Here is a 16,668-nt window from a genome sequence, read left to right as displayed (position 1 = left end):
AAATCAGTCGGTAGAAGGAAGCGGGAGAAGGATATGACAGAGAGATCCAGGGAGATTTTTGGCAATGCCATTTCCAGGAGAGATTATCAGAGGGCTGTACATTCCAAGGAGAAATATGCGAGAAAGTTCGGTGATGACAGCAGAGAGCTCTATCCGGTGGAAATTGAGGATAATCCGGTCATTGGGGACCGGCTGGGCGTAAAGGATATTCGACTGGGACAGGCCCTTCGGTCCGGAGAACAGATCAGGCCCGCGGACTTCGATCACAGGAAGGGATTGATCGTGGGGAATATCCGCATGGGATTCGGCCATTACCGCATCTCCATGGCGATGGCGTCCGCGGCTCATGCGCTTGGCTACACCCCATACTGGATGGACTTGAATTCTTATCCGCAGACGACAGCGACCAAGCTGATCAGCGCCCAGAATGACCTCTATTCTCTGGGCTCTCGTCTGTCCCGTTTCAGGCTTTTTAACAAGCTGGTCTGGGAGTCCATGAATTACGAGGGCTTTCGGGCCCTGACCTACAACGCCTCCGATCAGAAGAAGGCGGAACTGATGGCCCCCCTCTTTCGGGAGATTCCCAAGGACATTCCTCTTCTCGCTACCCATGTGTGGCCGGCTCAGGCTGCCCTGCACGGGGGAATGCGGTATGTGGTCAATGCCATTCCTGACAACTGGCCCATGGCTCTGCACCTGGCGGAGGGGAGCCTTCACACGGTTCAGTGCAACTACGCCTATCAGGGCTACCGCACCCTTTATGGCTTCGCCAAGAAGAAGGTCTTAAGGTCCATTCCGCCGGACCAGCTCATTTATACGGGACACTATGTGGATCATGAAATTGTCGCCAATGTGCAGACGGACTGCCAGGCGAGGATTGAGAGAAAGAAGAGAGGGGAGCCCATGCGCTTTCTTCTGACTATCGGCGGAGCGGGAGCTCAGAGAGATCTTTTTAGCGCTATTATCCGCCATCTGCTTCCGGCCGTTCGAAATAAGCGGGCCGCCCTCTATGTGAATGTCGGAGATTATCGCAATGTCTGGGAGGAGCTGCTCGCGGACATTCCGGAATTGGGCAGGTGCGCGACAGAGCGCTTTTTGAATTTTGAGGAGGCCGCGGCGTTTGCGGATGGAGCCCTGACCGACTCCGTCGAGGGGGTTCACGCCTTCTATCACAGAAATATTTTCGAGGCGGTCTATATCACTAATCTGCTCATGCGGTCCTGTGACCTGCTGGTGACCAAGCCGTCCGAGCTGGCCTTCTATCCGGTGCCCAAGCTTTTTATCCGCCGGGTGGGAAAGCATGAGATGTGGGGGGCGATTCACTCCGCGGAGATGGGGGACGGGAGCCTGGAGTGCCGGGATATTCCCCATATTTTGCAAATGACTGACCTCTTTTTGGGAGAGAACCGGGAATTGATCCGCATGTGCGAGAATATACAGAGGAATAAGGACAGCGGTCTGTACAACGGAGCTTATCGGGCGGTTGAACTGGCCATGCATTTGAGGGAGAAATCATGATGGAAAACGAAAAGCAACTGACTGGACGGGAGAAGGCCTCTTATGGTCTGGGCGCGGTCGGCAAGGATATGGTCTATATGCTGTCTGCCTCTTATATTCTCTACTATTTTCAGGATATTATGGGAGTTTCCGCGGCTGCTATGGGGATTATCCTGCTGGCGGCCCGTGTCTTCGACGCCTTCAATGATCCGATCATGGGGGTCATTGTGGCGAAAACCAGAACCCGCTGGGGCAGGTTTCGGCCCTGGATGTTTTTTGGAACACTGACCAATGCCATCGTCTTATATCTGATGTTTTCCGCGCCGCCAAGCCTGGATACAGGAGGGATGATTGCCTATGCGGCCATCAGCTATGTTCTCTGGGGCGTGACCTATACGATGATGGATATCCCCTTCTGGTCTATGATCCCAGCCTTCACCGAGGGGGGCAAAGAGAGGGAGGGGCTGACAACTCTGGCCCGGTCCTGCTCCGGCGTGGGGAGCGCTCTGGTTACGATTTTCACCATGATTTTAGTGCATGCCCTGGGAGACGCTTTCGGACATGGATCCGGTTCGCAGGAGGTGGAGCGAGTCGGTTTTCAGATCTTCGCCCTGATTGTCGCGGTTTTATTTGTGATCTTTATTGCCATTACCTGCCTGGCGATCAAAGAGAAGTCTACTGTTGATATGGAAACCGCAAGCCTGGGACAGATGTTTCGGGCTTTGATCTCCAATGATCAGGCCATGTGTGTGGTTGTCACCATTGTCCTGGTGAACTCCGCCCTCTATATCACATCGAATCTTGTCCTTTATTTCTTCAAGTATGATTTTGGAGGAACTGCCTGGTACCAGTCCTACACGGGCTTTAATATGGTCGCGGGCGCGGCGCAGATTCTGGCTATGATGGTTCTCTATCCTCTGCTTCGCCGCTTTGTCAGTTCCATCCGAATCTTCTACATCAGTCTTGCCATGTCCATGCTGGGATACATCATTCTCTTTGCGATCGCGAGCCTGGGGCAGAATCATCTGGTCCTTCTGCTGATCCCGGGCGTCCTGATCATGGCGGCGAGCGGCATGAACAATGTCCTGACTACGATTTTTCTGGCCAATACCGTCGATTACGGTCAGCTGATCAGGGGAAGAAGAGATGAGTCAGTCATCTTTTCCATGCAGACCTTTGTTGTGAAGCTGGCCTCGGGCCTGGCCGCTTTGGTCGCGTCCCTGGCCCTCCAGGCCTTCCGCCTAAGCTCCACAGCCACCAGAAGCGCAGATCAGAGTGTGGATTTCTCGGCCGGTGTCTCCATGGCATCCAAGATGGGACTTCGCATGGTGATGACCCTGATTCCCATCGCGGGTCTGATGATTGCCTTTTTCTGGTTCCGCAAAAAGTATGTCCTGACGGATGCCAGGTTGGAGGAGATCAGTGAGCAGCTGAGAGAGAAGGAGCGGTCATGATTCGTATCATTGGAAGAGATCGGCCCGTTTTTATCTTAGAGGGCAGGCAAAGCGCCTATATCTTTCGGGTGCTTGTGACGGGACATTTAGAGCATCTCTATTATGGCGGGAAACTGCGGGTGGAAAGGGAGTCTGATCTTGACTCCCTGATTCCCAAGCGGGCATTCGCGCCGGGGAATACGATATTATATGACAATACGCGGCCGGATTTCTCTCTGGAGAGTACTTGTCTGGAGTGGACGTCGCCCGGAAAGGGGGACCTCAGGGAACCCATGATTGAGCTCGTGGACGCCAGGGGAAACCGCAGCGCGGACTGGGTCTATGAGTCCTGCGAGCTTCAAAAGGGAAAGAGCGCGATGGCGACCATGCCGTCCGCCTGGGCAAAAGCCGGGCAGTCGGACGCGCCCGGGGATTCATTAGATGATGCCGGAGATGAAAGCCGAAAGAGTAAGGAGTCGGACGGGGTTGAGGAGGTCAGGATCACTCTGCGGGACCGGTTGAGCAAAAATCGGCTGGATCTCTACTATGCTCTTTTTCCTGAAAAGGATGTCATCACCCGAAGGGCTCTTCTGACCAATGAGAGCGGGGAGGAGCTTGTGATCCGCCGTCTGATGAGTTACGGGCTGGATCTGAGACCGCGCGCTCTGGATGTCATCGCCTTTGACGGCGGCTGGGCCCACGAGATGAATCAGAAGCGTCAGCCCCTGACCGTGGGGAAATGGTCCATGACCAGCCGTGCCGGGACCTCCTCCAGCCGCTGCAATCCCTTCTTTATGCTCTTAAGCCCGGATTGCGGGGAGGATCGAGGGGAGGCCTATGCCTTTAATCTGATCTACTCCGGGAACCACTATGCTGCTGTTGAGCGGACGGCAGCCGGGCTTGTGCGTGTGCTGGCAGGTATTAGTCCCGAAGACTTCTCCTGGCAGCTCTCCCCCGGCGATTCCTTCGAGAGTCCGGAGGGGGTTCTGACCTATAGCGATCGCGGATTCAACGGGATCAGCGCCAATATGCACAGCTTTGTGAGGGAGCATATCCTCAGGGGAGTCTGGGCTAAGAGGGACAGGCCCATCCTCCTCAACAGCTGGGAGTCTAACTACTTTGATATCTCAGAAAAAAAACTGCTCAGCCTCGGCAGGGAGGCGGCCCGTCTGGGGATAGAGCTTCTGGTCATGGACGACGGCTGGTTTGGAGAGCGGACAGATGATCATCGATCCCTGGGAGACTGGACGCCTGATCCAAAGAAGCTGCCGGGAGGTCTGAAATCTCTGGCAGACCAGATCCATGGTCTGGGCCTTAATTTCGGGATCTGGGTGGAGCCGGAGATGGTCAATACAGACTCCGACTTCTATCGACAGCATCCTGACTGGACCATGGAATTGCCCTGGAAGAGAGAGAGTCAGGCGGAGGGACGGAATCAGAGAATCCTTGATCTGGCCAATCCGCAGGTCGTGGATGAAATGATCCGTCGGTTGAAGGAGCTTTTTTCTTCCGCTGAAATCAACTACGTCAAGTGGGACATGAACCGGATCTTCTCAGATGTCTATTCTCCGGCCTTGCCCTTCGCGCGGCAGCAGGAGACAGGCCACCGCTATGTTCTCGGTCTCTATCGCATGATGAAGGAGCTGACAGAGAGCTTCCCGGAAATTCTCTTTGAGGGCTGCGCCGCCGGGGGCAATCGCTTCGACCTGGGGATCCTCTCTTATTTCCCGCAGATCTGGGGCTCTGATGATACGGATCCGGTGGCCCGAATCGACATACAGAGGGGATACTCTTACGGCTATCCCCAGATCTGCTTCGGATCGCATGTCTCCGCCAGCCCGAATCATCAGACCCTGCGGAGAACGTCTCTGGATACCCGCTTTGCCGTGGCAGCCTTCGGGAATCTGGGCTACGAGCTCAATTTGAGGGATCTGCCCAGGGAAGAGAAGGAGAAGATCCGATCACAGATCAGCCTCTACAAGAAGTACCGTCATATTCTCCAGTCAGGACAGTTCTACCGGGGAAGAGGAGATAATGAGACGGACTGGACGATCGTCTCTGCCGACAGAAGTCGGGCGGTCGGTTTTTACAGCAGAACCGTGAACCGGGCGGGAGAAGATCTCTCCTTCTTCTATCCGAGGGGGCTGGATCCCGCGCGAAGATATCATTTTTTCAACCGGCCCCAGAAGGTGGATGTGAGGGCTATGGGATCTTTGATCAATCAGCAGACCCCCGTACATGTGAGAGAGGGGGGGCTTCTCCACAATGTGATCGCCGGATTCGTTCAGCTTAAGGGGGAGACAGAGGATCTCACAGCTTACGGGGATGCCCTGATGGCCGGGCTGGCATGCGGGCAGAACTTCGTGGGGACCGGATTTGATGAGCGGGTTCGCTATCTGCCCGATTTTGCCTGCAGACTCTATTTTATGGAGGAAGTTGATTCACAGGGATTTTATTCGTAAGAGGGCCGGGACCGGTATACCTGGCACGCAGACCGATATGTCCGGGGAGATTTCGGATGGCGAAATGGCGGATCGCGTCTGAGATGGCAGAATCTTGCACATTCGAGAAAAAAACACTATGATTATGCAAGTATATTCTCGAGAGCAAGAAACAAGTCGGCGGAATTTTTGTGCAGACACTGATTCGGGAGGCCCCGGTCAGTGTCTTTTTTGGGATTCGAAACGACTTCTTTGGAAGGGTTCTTCTCGGGATTCTCAAAGAGATCAAGAGCCCGATCAGGGGTTCAGAAGAGGAGTAAACTTGAAATTCAGTGAATTTGGACTAAAAAAAGACCTGCTCAGCGCGATTCGAAAGGCGGGCTATGAGGAGCCGACGCCTGTACAGGAAGAGTCCATCCCTGTCATCTTAGAGGGACGGGATATGATCGGCTGCGCGCAGACCGGCACCGGGAAAACGGCGGCCTTCGCCCTGCCTGTTTTACACAAGCTCACGCTTTTAAAGAGACCCAGGGTCAGAGCCCTGGTGCTTACCCCCACGCGTGAATTGGCCATTCAGATCTTTGATAATTTTAAAAAATACGGGAGATATCTGCATCTGAGGACGGTTTGTCTCTACGGGGGAGCAAAGAGGGGACCTCAGATCGGAGCTCTGCGCAGGGGGGCGGATATCCTGGTCGCCACACCGGGACGGCTGCTGGACTTCATGGGCCAGGACCTGGTGGACCTGAGCTCTGTGGAAATCCTGGTCTTGGATGAGGCGGACCGGATGCTGGATATGGGATTTCTCCCGGATGTCAGCCGCATTGTTGAGAGTACGCCCTCTAAGCGGCAGACGCTTATGTTCTCGGCCACCATGGAGAAGGAGGTTCGCCAGCTGGCGGATCGGATGCTGAAGGATCCGGTCCAGGTTCAGGTGACTCCGGAGAATGAGGCGGCCGATACGGTCGAGCAGAAGCTCATTTTCAGCAGCCGAGAGGACAAGAGGGAGATCATTGCCTCCCTGCTGACAGACGAGGCGGTGGAGAGCGCGATTGTCTTTACCAGAACCAAGCACGGGGCCGATAAGCTGTCCAGGGAATTAAAGCGTCGGGGAATCGAGTCTGTGGCGATTCACGGGGATAAGACCCAGGGGCAGAGGCAGGATGCCCTGAATCGCTTTAAGTCCGGCAAGGTCAGGGTTATGGTGGCTACGGACGTGGCTGCAAGAGGCCTGGATATCCCCAAGCTGTCCCATGTCTTCAACTATGATGTGCCGGAGGAGGCCGGCGCCTACATCCACCGCATCGGTCGTACCGGTCGCGCGGGGGAGAGCGGTATCGCCATTACCCTCTGTTGTGAGGCGGAGCTGGACGCCCTGCGTGAGGTAGAGGAGCTTTTAGAGAAGCCCATTCCGGAGCTTCAGACGCAATGGTCCCTTCCTCTGGAGAGAAAGGCCAGAAAGGGAAAGGGAGGGCGCACAAGACATGGTCGGAGCGGATATCGGTCAGGAGGCCAGAAAAATGCCGGAAAGAGCGGTCACAAGACCGGCAGCAGGAACCGCCAGGGACACGCAGACCGCAGGCAAAAGGCGGGCGGCGCTTCCGGGAGCGGCCGCGGAAGAAGGCGCAGGGACCAGGGGCCCCGCCCCATGCCCAATATCAATAACGGGCGGTCTGAGAGGGAGAATATCAGCGACGAGTCCAGAGGAAGAGGAGGATATTCCGGCTCTTATTACGGGCAGGGGAGAGGACGCTAATATGTTTTACTTCATTGCCAACATACATTCCAGAAGCGGGCAGAGCATGAAGGCCTGGGAGAAAATCAGTCATCGGCTGAACGAGAGAGAGGTCTCTGCCCAAATCCATATGACCCGGTTCGCGGGCCATGCCGTGCAGCTGGCGGATCAGCTTTCAGACCAGGCGGCCGCTGATTTTGATCGCTGTGGCCTGCGATCGACCATTGTCGCGGTCGGGGGAGACGGCACCTTTAACGAGGTGATCAATGGTATGCATGACTTCGATAAGGTGAATCTGGCAATGATTCCTCTGGGCAGCGGCAATGACCTGGGGCGGGGACTTGGAATTACCAATAAGGATCCGCTGGCGAGGCTGGAGGACATTCTGACCGATTGTCACGACAGAGAAAGGGCAGCAGAGTCTGAGAGCCGGGTTCGCAGGATGGATCTGGGGCGGGTGGAGCTGGACGACGGGAACAGCCGTCTCTTCGCCATTTCCTGCGGCATGGGCTTTGATGCCGCTGTCTGCAGGGGAGTAGACCACATGTATATGAAGGGGATCTTGAATAAGCTTCATTTGGGGCGGCTGTCCTATCTTACCAAGACCCTGCAGACCATTCTCTCCATGCCCCTCTACCGGGGGAGGGTTTTCTATCGGAAAGAAAAAGGCCGCAGCTGTCTTGAAGTTGAGAACATGATCTTCGTGGCTGCTATGAATCAGGCGGCTGAAGGAGGAGGCGTCCCCATGTATCCCGGAGCAAATGCCTTCGACGGGAAGTTCGGTATCTGTCTGGCGGATTCTGTGCCCCGCCTGCTCGCCCTGATCATGCTGCCCGGCTTTCTCTTTCGAATGCACAAAATCCTGCCCGGCGTGCATCAGATAGAGACGAAGAGTCTGCAGATTCATATGGAAGAAGCCCTGCCGGTTCACTCAGACGGGGAGGATCTTGGCATGCATCGAAAGATCAGAATCACCTGTCTGCCGGGAAAGCTGCGGATTTTTATATAATACTTTGTCTGGTCAGACTTTTTTGCGGCCCGGTCTCAGGGGCCGGGCCTGTAAAAGACAGGAGAGGAGGTTATATGGATTCGACTTTTGAACAAGTGCTGAGGGCCTATGAGAGCATACGGGATCGCATTCCCTTCACACCCAGGGTGGCTCTGGTTCTGGGGTCCGGTTTGGGTGATTTCGCTGACAGCATGCAGCTGGAGGGTTTGATTCCCTATCAGGAGATTGCGGGATTTCCACAGTCGACGGCGCCGGGACATGTGGGACGCTATGTGATCGGCTATGTGGCCGGGACGCCGACCGTCGTCATGCAGGGAAGGATTCATTACTATGAGGGCTATGAGATGGAAGAGGTGGTTATGCCGATCCGTCTGATGAAGCTGATGGGAGCTAAGATCCTCTTTCTGACCAATGCCTCCGGGGGCATTCGCCGGGGCCTTGCTGCGGGAGACCTCATGCTGATTCGCGACCAGATTTCCTTCCTCCTGCCTTCTCCCCTGCGCGGAGCAAATATTTCTCAGCTGGGAATCCGATTCCCGGACATGAGCCATATCTATGATCCCGACCTGTCCGATCTGATCAGGGATACGGCGGGGGAGGAGGGAATCCACCTTAAGGAAGGGGTCTATCTGCAGACAAGAGGGCCTCAGTATGAGTCGCCGGCGGAGATCCGCGCGGCCAGTGCTATGGGGGCGGATGCCGTCGGCATGTCCACTGCCTGTGAGGCGGTTGCGGCCAGACACATGGGAATGCGTGTGGTCGGCGTCTCCTGCATTTCCAACCTGGCGGCCGGGATCAGCCCTAAGCCTCTGTCGGAGGAGGAGGTTATCGAGGCCGGCAGGATCGTGGCGGAGAAATTCACCAGACTTGTGAAGGGCTCCATTGGGAAAATGTCAAAGGGAAAGAGAGAGGCGAGATGAATATCCGATTTTATAATGCCAGGCTCATGACCCTGGATGAGAGGGAAAGGCCTGCCCTGACCGAGGGGGAGCTCTGGGTACAGGGAAATCAGATTGTCTATATCGGGGACGGTCGTGACCGCCGGGCCCAGGAGGTCGCCTCAGAGAAAAGTCCCCTGGTCTGGGAGCGGCAGGAGAACTGCCAGGGCAATCTGCTGATGCCGGGATTTAAGAATGCGCACACCCACACGGCCATGACTTTTGTCCGCACAGTTGCGGATGATCTGCCTCTGCAGGATTGGCTGACCAAACAGATTTTTCCCAGAGAGGGCTGTCTTAGGGAGGAGGATATCTACTGGCTGGATATTCTCGGTATCATGGAGTATCTGACGTCCGGGATCACGTCCAACTTCGATATGTACTTCTATCCGCCCATGAATGCAAGCGCCTCTGTTGACACGGGATTTCGCACGGTTTTGGTGCCCGGCTTTAATAACTTCGGCGCGCCGATTGAGACTGTCGAGGAGAATATGTGCCGGGTGAATGAGATGGGGGAGCTCGTCTCCATGGTGGTGGGATTCCATGCGGAATATACGACATCCATGGAGCGGATGGAAGATGTGGCCAAATTGGCGTCGAAATACAAAAGTCCCGTCTTTCTCCATAATTCTGAGACAGAGAGGGAGGTAAAGGAGTGTATCGATCGCTGGGGCAAGACCCCGACCCAGCTGACAGATTCTCTGGGAATGTATGAGTACGGCGGCGGCGGTTACCACTGCATCTGGTTCTCTGATGAGGATTTTGAGATCTATAAGAGGAGAGGGCTGACTGCCGTCACCAATCCGGCCTCCAACCTCAAGCTGGCCTCCGGGATCGCCCCGATCAGCCGCTTCCTTGACGAGGGCATTTCTCTGGCGATCGGCACCGACGGAGCCTCATCCAACAATGCCCTGGATATGTTTCGGGAGATGTATCTGACAACGGCCCTTGCCAAGGTGCGGGAGGGGGATGCCTCCGCTGTTCCGGCCGAGGACGTTCTCTACATGGCGACAGCCGGCGGGGCGAAAGCGATGGGACTGACGGACTGCGATCGACTGGCTGAGGGCAAGAAGGCCGACTTGATTATGATTGATCTCAAACAGCCCAATATGCAGCCGGAGAATGACATCTTAAAGAACCTGGTCTATTCCGGGAGCAAACAGAATGTGAAGATGACCATGGTCGACGGAAGGATTCTCTACGAAAACGGGAGCTTCCATATCGGTTTTGATCCGGGGGATATCTATGCCAGAGCCAACGAGATCATCCAGAGAATCAATCGTGAGGCGGGGTTTGGCCAATGATCAAGGTGACTTATATTCAGCACAGCTCCTATCTTGTGGAGCTGGATCATACCCTCCTTCTCTTTGACTATTTCCCCCCGGATGCCCTGTCTGACCGCATGGTTTTCGGAGGGAAGATTCCTGCCTTCCCCCAGGACAAGAAGCTCTATGTATTCGCCAGTCACCGGCACAGGGATCACTGGACGCCGGAGGTTCTGGCCTGGCAGAAAACCCGTCACCCGGATATCAGCTATATTTTAAGCGATGATATCCATATCCCGAGGGATCTCTTAACCCGGCTTGGACACAGAGGGGACAGGGAGTTTAAGAAACGCATTCACAGGGTCTCTCCGGTCTCTGTTTACCGCATCGACGATCTTGTGATTCAGACCCTGCGCTCTACAGACGAGGGAGTGGCCTTTTATATTGAAGCGGAAGGCCTTCATATCTACCACGCCGGTGATCTGCACTGGTGGAACTGGGGCGAGCGGGGGGAACTCTACTGTGAGACCATCGGCCGGGCCTATAAGCACGAGGTCAACCGGCTGGCGGGCAAGCATATCGACCTCGCGTTTGTCGTGCTGGATCCCCGCATGAAGGAGGGCTTCTCCTATGGCATGGACTATTTTCTGGAGCACATAGACTGCGATCTGGTCTTCCCCTGTCATCTGTGGAGAGACTACGACCTGATTGACAGGTATAAGCGCCTGCCGCAGGCTGCAAATTTCAAAGACAAGATTGTAGACCTGACCCAGGAGAATATGATCTTTGAGATCGAGGAGTGATTCATGCGAGTGACAATTTACACTGACGGGGCGGCCCGGGGCAATCCGGACGGGCCGGGCGGCTACGGAGCGGTCATATCCTATGTGGATGCCAGGGGACAGGAGCACATCAAGGAGCTCTCCTGCGGCTATAAGAAGACCACGAATAACCGCATGGAGCTCATGGGAGTGATTCGGGCTCTGGAGGCTTTAAAATGCCCCTGTCAGGTGGACCTGTGGTCGGATTCTCAGTACGTGGTCAAAGCCTTTGAGGAGCACTGGATTGACAAGTGGCAGAAGAACGGCTGGAAGACCGCAGGGAAGAAAGCAGTGAAAAATATAGATCTCTGGAAGAAGCTTCTAGAGCTTATGTCCCCGCATCAGGTGACCTTCCACTGGGTCAAGGGACACGCCGGACAGACCTATAATGAGCGCTGTGATTTTCTGGCCACAAGTGCCGCGGACGGAGAGAATTTGTGCGATGACGTGGAGTTGAATTGAAGGATTCGATTCACTATAATTCATGACGATGGAATGTCTGCGGCGCGCGCATACGATAGCCGCTGTATTGTTATGCGTGCATTTGCCCGCTCAATTGGATTAGAGATAAGCCGGTCTGCGGAGTGTTTTCCAGGAACGGTGCATAAGGAGATGTATTTCATGGAAAAATTCGGTGTAAACCAGCTGCGAAGAATGTATCTGGACTTCTTTGAGAGCAAGGGACATCTGGTGATGAAGAGCTTCTCGCTGGTACCCCACAACGACGACAGCCTCCTGCTGATCAATGCGGGCATGGCGCCCTTAAAGCCCTACTTCACGGGTCAGGAGATTCCTCCCCGCCGCCGCGTCACCACCTGCCAGAAGTGCGTCCGCACCGGCGATATAGAGAATGTCGGCAAGACAGCCCGTCATCTGACCTTTTTTGAGATGCTGGGCAATTTTTCCTTCGGCGATTACTTCAAGAGGGAGGCGATTCACTGGTCCTGGGAGTTTTTAACCAGGGTGCTGAAGCTTGAGCCGGACCGGCTCTATCCCACCATTTTCATCGATGATGACGAGGCCTATGAGATCTGGACCCGGGAGGTCGGGGTCGCCCCTGATCACGTCTATCGCTTTGGCAAGGATCCCGAGACCGGCGCCTCGGACAATTTCTGGGAGCACGGCTCCGGTCCCTGCGGACCCTGTTCTGAAATCTATTATGACCGGGGAGAAAAGTACGGCAATGGCCCTGATGATGTTATGGGCGGCGAGGGCGACCGCTTCATGGAGATCTGGAACAATGTCTTTACCCAGTTCAATAATGACGGCCACGGCAATTATACAGAGCTTGCCCAGAAGAATATTGACACCGGCATGGGACTGGAGCGTCTTGCGGTTGTCATGCAGGATGTAGAGACTGTCTTCGAGATCGACACCATGAAGGCCATCCGGGATGAGGTCTGCGCCCTGTCGGGCAAGACCTATGAGGCAAATGCTTCGGACGATATTTCGATTCGCCTGATCACGGACCACATCCGATCCACCACATTTATGATCTCCGATGGCATCATGCCCTCCAACGAGGGACGCGGCTATGTCCTTCGCCGTCTGATCCGCCGCGCGTCCAGACATGGACGCATGCTGGGGATTTCCGGCGAGTTTATGGCCAGACTTGCGGATGTTGTAATTCGTGAGTCCAGGGACGGTTATCCAGAACTCGCCGAGAAACAGGAGTTTATCCGCCGTGTCCTGACGGAAGAAGAGAGAAAATTCAACGCCACCATCGACCAGGGACTGGCCATGCTGGCTCAGCTGGAGGATCAGCTTTCAGCTAGGGGAGAGAGAGTTCTCTCCGGCGCAGACGCCTTCCGCCTCTATGACACCTATGGATTCCCGGTTGACCTGACGGCGGAGATCCTGGAAGAGAAGGGGATGACCTATGACAGGGAGGGCTTTGCGGCGGCCATGGAGGAGCAGAGAGCCAAGGCCCGCGGCGCCCGCAAGGCCTCCAATTATATGGGGAAGGAAGCAACGGTCTACGACGATATCGATAATTCCATCAGCTCTTCTTTCGTCGGCTATGACAAGCTGGAGGCAAGCTCTAAAATCAGCGTCCTGACCACGGAGGTCAATCCGGCAGAGGACAAGTACGGCGAATTGGTTGACGCTCTGACCGACGGCAGCAGGGGAACCGTGATTGTGGACGAGACTCCCTTTTATGGCACCATGGGCGGTCAGCTGGGCGATTCCGGTCTGATTGAGACGGCAGAGGGGACCTTTCGCGTGGATGAGACCATCCATTTGCTGGGCGGCCGCATCGGCCATGTGGGACAGATGATTTCCGGCATGCTCAAGGTGGGCGACCGGGTGACGCTTCAGGTGGATGCCGACCGCCGGGCCAATATCGCAAGGAATCACTCGGCGACCCATCTTCTTCACAGGGCCCTGCGCGAGGTACTGGGAGATCATGTTCAGCAGAAGGGCTCCTATGTTGACGACAAGAAGCTCCGCTTTGATTTCGTCCATTTCTCCGCCATGTCCACGGAGGAGATCAGGAAGGTTGAAGATCTGGTCAATGAGCGCATCGCGGCTGATATTCCTGTCGTGACAGAGATCATGAGCCAGGAGGATGCCAAGAAGACCGGAGCGATGGCTCTCTTTGGGGAGAAGTACGGCGATGAAGTCCGCGTGGTTGAGATGGGTGATTACTCTACTGAGCTCTGCGGTGGAACCCATGTCGGGCGTACCGGTAAGATACAGGCCTTTAAAGTCATATCTGAGGTGGGTTCTTCCGCAGGCGTCCGCCGGATTGAGGCTCTGACCGGACCAGCTGTCTTTGCCTATTATGAGGATATCGAGAGAGAACTCAATGAAGCGGCCACAGCGGCGAAGACCAAGCCTTCTGACCTGGTAGAGAAGATCGGGCACATGCAGGAGGAGATCAAGGGTCTGGAGGCGGAGCTGGAGTCTATGAAGGCGGCCGCCGCAAAAGAGGCCCTTGGCAATGTCGAGGATGCTGTCAAGGAGATCAAGGGGGTCAAGTTCCTGGCAAAAGCCCTGGAGGGCGTTGATATGAATGGCCTGCGCGACCTGGGCGATCAGCTCAAGGCCAAACTGGGAGAGGGCATTGTCCTCCTCGCCTCCGCAAATGACGGTAAGGTTGTTCTCATGGCGACCGCAACAGAAGGCGCTCAGAAGGCGGGTGCTCATGCCGGCAACCTGATCAAGGGCATTGCGGGACTCGTAGGCGGAGGCGGCGGAGGCCGCCCCAACATGGCGCAGGCCGGCGGCAAGAATCCGGCGGGGATTCCTGCGGCTCTGGCTGAGGCTGAGCGAGTTCTTGAGGAACAGTTGTCCTAGGAAGTATTTGCCGGATTGCTTCTTGTGCCGGATGCTCTGACAGACATGCGTATACTTAAAGAGTTTAGGACTCAGGATGATTTCATCAGATGGGATCTTCCTGGGTCCGATTTTCTTTAAGAGATTCTTTCTGTCGTTCTCTCTATAGTGAGGTAAAAATAGTTCCGCAAACAAGTGAAAAGTATAAGAGCTTCACAAAAAGAGGATTTCGTATTCGTTGGGTTTTGCTAATAGCATTATAAAGTTACGCATGTTATAACTCATTATAGGAAGAAAAGTAGACTTCACATAAGGGAATCATAGACTAATAGAATCTATCTATATAAATGGAGAGAGGAGGGAAACGAGAAAAAGCATTGAAATAAAGTCTGCTTCCGTTAAGTGGCGATAGGCAGGATCTTATTGTGGAATACGGATATTCTTACGTAACTATTAAGAATGGAATAGCACAGAAAGGGTGTATATATGAAAAATATAAAAAAGATTTTGTCATTTGCACTTGTTGCTATCATGTTTTTCTCGAGTTTCTCTAATACAATCTATGCCAGCTCCAATATGGGACCTGGGAAGCCAGATGAGATGGAAATTCGTGAAAAAATAGACAATCTCTTAAGAGAAAGAGCTTCTGTCATGCTGTCTGATGAGAATATCTCATGTAAAAATGTCTTTCGATCACAGAGAAATTTTATGATAGAGCAAAGACAAAGAGTTGAAATAGCTGAATTTAGAAAAAAATTAGAATCTGTGGGTGAGACATATTCCAAAGCAAGAACCATAATAGATATCAATGAAGTAAAAAAGGATTCTGATTCAAGGGTATCAGTCAGTGTAAAGGAGGAGACATATTTAACAATAGCAGAAACAGGTGTAGAAACCGGATATGATGCAAGACATGAATTTGTCTTTGAAAAGGGCATCAATGGTGAGTGGAACATGATTGAAGACAAGCAGCTGGATCCCACCGGATTAATGCCCTTATATAAAGCCGAAGAGTATGTTGATCCCTCAAGTGATATTTTCGAGGAGATTGGCGAAGAATTATTCGTATGTTTCTAACGACATGCCATATTTTACATATCATTCCCAAAATAGGTACAGAAGAAGTTTGAAGCAGATATTGGTAGATTGGAAAGGGGGGACTTTTTACGCACATAGGACATGAAAAAAATCTTGATGATAGAATTTGATGAAATTCAATCACAGCCTGAAGGACTTGCGATGGTTTAGAAGAGCTTCTGCTTGTGTTTGACAAGAAAGAGGTCGGGCAAGTATAATACACATTGGTGTTGCGACTTCCCGTGAATATGCAGTTTCGCGGATTCAAAACACAAATCCACGACTGGAGGGAGGTCGAGAAGAGTATGTCAAGCATTATCATAAAAGAGAATGAGTCTCTTGACAGCGCACTGCGTCGCTTTAAGCGCAGCGTAGCTAAGGCTGGTATCCAGCAGGAGATCCGCAAGCGCGAGCACTACGAGAAGCCCAGCGTTCGCCGCAAGAAGAAATCTGAGGCCGCACGTAAGCGCAAGTTCAACTGATGAGTGAACGATCAGCCCCCGAGGTTATCCTCGGGGGCTTTTGTCTGCGCTCCGGGGAATTGATAAGTGAGATCAAAAAGCACTTTTCTCTTATTGCAACATGTGTTACATTTTAATCAGAAAATCAGAATTTCAGAAAATATGGAGGTGACGACATGATTGCAACCATAAGAAAAAGATCGCAGATAACTTTGCCAAGTGAGATTGTTACTAAGCTGGGTCTTTCCGAAGGCGACCAGCTCGATGTCATGGAAAAGGATGGAACAATCATGCTCTTTCCTATGGCTGTTTATCCGACGAAGTACATAGACGATCTGAAAAAAGAGGTAAGCGATATCAAAGCGAAGATTGCTTGTGGTGAGCAGCCAGTATTTGATACTGTAGATGCTCTCTTCGAATCGCTGGAGAAGTAGTATGGCATATAAGATTACATACACAAAGCGATTTCAGAAGCACTACAAGAAAATGGCTGCGACCGAAAAGAAGCAGATTAAATCGAAAGTAGAGACGCTTTCGAAAAATCCACTTCATCCGTCTCTTAGGACAAAAAGGATTCAGGGGACGGATGATCTTTTTGAGTGTAGCGTCAATATGGATATAAGGATTATCTGGTACTATGAGGATGATCAACTTATCCTTCTTCTTGATGTTGGACACCACGATATTTTGGATAGAATTTAAAATATATTTT

14 protein-coding genes are annotated in these 16,668 nt (G+C 53.4%); all 14 read left to right on the top strand.

The window, feature by feature from the left end; translation table 11 throughout:
• The first annotated feature begins 33 nt into the window (after window positions 1-33).
• The 14 genes from GCWU000342_RS02220 (at window position 34) to GCWU000342_RS02155 (ending at window position 16,658) form a co-directional block, all read left to right on the top strand.
• Window positions 34-1,518, top strand: a complete 1,485-nt coding sequence (locus GCWU000342_RS02220; protein WP_045000569.1) for a DUF6937 domain-containing protein — start codon at window positions 34-36, stop codon at window positions 1,516-1,518.
• A complete protein-coding gene (locus GCWU000342_RS02215; protein ID WP_006905577.1) occupies window positions 1,515-2,951 on the top strand; it encodes a glycoside-pentoside-hexuronide (GPH):cation symporter in 1,437 nt (478 codons plus the stop codon). The genes GCWU000342_RS02220 and GCWU000342_RS02215 overlap by 4 nt, the downstream gene beginning before the upstream one ends.
• Window positions 2,948-5,392, top strand: coding sequence for an alpha-galactosidase (locus GCWU000342_RS02210; RefSeq protein WP_006905576.1), 2,445 nt, complete (start codon window positions 2,948-2,950; stop codon window positions 5,390-5,392). Before GCWU000342_RS02215 ends, GCWU000342_RS02210 begins: the two co-directional genes overlap by 4 nt.
• A 301-nt stretch (window positions 5,393-5,693) precedes the next feature.
• Window positions 5,694-7,127, top strand: coding sequence for a DEAD/DEAH box helicase (locus tag GCWU000342_RS02205; protein WP_156784471.1), 1,434 nt, complete (start codon window positions 5,694-5,696; stop codon window positions 7,125-7,127).
• Between the two features lies 1 nt (window position 7,128).
• Window positions 7,129-8,115, top strand: coding sequence for a diacylglycerol/lipid kinase family protein (locus GCWU000342_RS02200; protein ID WP_006905574.1), 987 nt, complete (start codon window positions 7,129-7,131; stop codon window positions 8,113-8,115).
• Between the two features lie 74 nt (window positions 8,116-8,189).
• On the top strand, window positions 8,190-9,035 hold the full coding sequence (locus GCWU000342_RS02195; RefSeq protein ID WP_006905573.1) for a purine-nucleoside phosphorylase: 846 nt from the start codon (window positions 8,190-8,192) through the stop codon (window positions 9,033-9,035).
• Window positions 9,032-10,357: an amidohydrolase family protein gene (locus GCWU000342_RS02190; RefSeq protein WP_006905572.1), complete on the top strand. Its 1,326-nt coding sequence runs from the start codon at window positions 9,032-9,034 to the stop codon at window positions 10,355-10,357. Before GCWU000342_RS02195 ends, GCWU000342_RS02190 begins: the two co-directional genes overlap by 4 nt.
• Window positions 10,354-11,121 carry an MBL fold metallo-hydrolase gene (locus GCWU000342_RS02185; RefSeq protein WP_006905571.1) on the top strand — a complete coding sequence of 256 codons (768 nt, stop codon included), beginning with the start codon at window positions 10,354-10,356 and terminating at the stop codon, window positions 11,119-11,121. Before GCWU000342_RS02190 ends, GCWU000342_RS02185 begins: the two co-directional genes overlap by 4 nt.
• A 3-nt stretch (window positions 11,122-11,124) precedes the next feature.
• Window positions 11,125-11,601: a ribonuclease HI gene (gene rnhA / locus GCWU000342_RS02180; protein ID WP_006905570.1), complete on the top strand. Its 477-nt coding sequence runs from the start codon at window positions 11,125-11,127 to the stop codon at window positions 11,599-11,601.
• A gap of 159 nt (window positions 11,602-11,760) precedes the next feature.
• The gene (alaS, locus tag GCWU000342_RS02175; RefSeq protein WP_045000148.1) at window positions 11,761-14,439 is read left to right on the top strand and encodes an alanine--tRNA ligase; all 2,679 of its coding nucleotides are present in this window, start codon (window positions 11,761-11,763) and stop codon (window positions 14,437-14,439) included.
• A gap of 465 nt (window positions 14,440-14,904) precedes the next feature.
• The gene (locus tag GCWU000342_RS02170; RefSeq protein ID WP_006905568.1) at window positions 14,905-15,495 is read left to right on the top strand and encodes a hypothetical protein; all 591 of its coding nucleotides are present in this window, start codon (window positions 14,905-14,907) and stop codon (window positions 15,493-15,495) included.
• A 305-nt stretch (window positions 15,496-15,800) separates the two neighbouring features.
• Window positions 15,801-15,977, top strand: coding sequence for a 30S ribosomal protein S21 (gene rpsU, locus GCWU000342_RS02165; RefSeq protein WP_045000562.1), 177 nt, complete (start codon window positions 15,801-15,803; stop codon window positions 15,975-15,977).
• Window positions 15,978-16,132: 155 nt separating this feature from the next.
• Window positions 16,133-16,390 carry an AbrB/MazE/SpoVT family DNA-binding domain-containing protein gene (locus tag GCWU000342_RS02160; RefSeq protein ID WP_006905566.1) on the top strand — a complete coding sequence of 86 codons (258 nt, stop codon included), beginning with the start codon at window positions 16,133-16,135 and terminating at the stop codon, window positions 16,388-16,390.
• Window positions 16,362-16,658 (top strand): type II toxin-antitoxin system RelE/ParE family toxin, encoded by a 297-nt coding sequence (locus tag GCWU000342_RS02155; protein WP_330360262.1) that lies wholly within the window; start codon window positions 16,362-16,364, stop codon window positions 16,656-16,658. The genes GCWU000342_RS02160 and GCWU000342_RS02155 overlap by 29 nt, the downstream gene beginning before the upstream one ends.
• Window positions 16,659-16,668 lie beyond the last annotated feature (10 nt).

Source organism: Shuttleworthella satelles DSM 14600 (assembly GCF_000160115.1).
Lineage (GTDB): Bacteria > Bacillota > Clostridia > Lachnospirales > Lachnospiraceae > Shuttleworthia > Shuttleworthia satelles.
The sequence above is the reverse complement of the archived record's forward strand: the minus strand, read 5'-3'. Positions and strand labels throughout refer to the sequence as shown.

Excerpts from the sequence above, each read along its gene's own strand:
- GCWU000342_RS02195 (WP_006905573.1), top strand. The coding sequence starts at position 8,190 with ATGGATTCGACTTTTGAACAAGTGCTGAGGGCCTATGAGAGCATACGG.
- GCWU000342_RS02220 (WP_045000569.1), top strand. The coding sequence starts at position 34 with ATGACAGAGAGATCCAGGGAGATTTTTGGCAATGCCATTTCCAGGAGA.
- GCWU000342_RS02210 (WP_006905576.1), top strand. The coding sequence starts at position 2,948 with ATGATTCGTATCATTGGAAGAGATCGGCCCGTTTTTATCTTAGAGGGC.
- GCWU000342_RS02170 (WP_006905568.1), top strand. The coding sequence starts at position 14,905 with ATGAAAAATATAAAAAAGATTTTGTCATTTGCACTTGTTGCTATCATG.
- GCWU000342_RS02200 (WP_006905574.1), top strand. The coding sequence starts at position 7,129 with ATGTTTTACTTCATTGCCAACATACATTCCAGAAGCGGGCAGAGCATG.
- GCWU000342_RS02155 (WP_330360262.1), top strand. The coding sequence starts at position 16,362 with ATGCTCTCTTCGAATCGCTGGAGAAGTAGTATGGCATATAAGATTACA.
- GCWU000342_RS02185 (WP_006905571.1), top strand. The coding sequence starts at position 10,354 with ATGATCAAGGTGACTTATATTCAGCACAGCTCCTATCTTGTGGAGCTG.
- GCWU000342_RS02190 (WP_006905572.1), top strand. The coding sequence starts at position 9,032 with ATGAATATCCGATTTTATAATGCCAGGCTCATGACCCTGGATGAGAGG.
- rnhA (WP_006905570.1), top strand. The coding sequence starts at position 11,125 with ATGCGAGTGACAATTTACACTGACGGGGCGGCCCGGGGCAATCCGGAC.
- rpsU (WP_045000562.1), top strand. The coding sequence starts at position 15,801 with ATGTCAAGCATTATCATAAAAGAGAATGAGTCTCTTGACAGCGCACTG.
- alaS (WP_045000148.1), top strand. The coding sequence starts at position 11,761 with ATGGAAAAATTCGGTGTAAACCAGCTGCGAAGAATGTATCTGGACTTC.
- GCWU000342_RS02160 (WP_006905566.1), top strand. The coding sequence starts at position 16,133 with ATGATTGCAACCATAAGAAAAAGATCGCAGATAACTTTGCCAAGTGAG.
- GCWU000342_RS02215 (WP_006905577.1), top strand. The coding sequence starts at position 1,515 with ATGATGGAAAACGAAAAGCAACTGACTGGACGGGAGAAGGCCTCTTAT.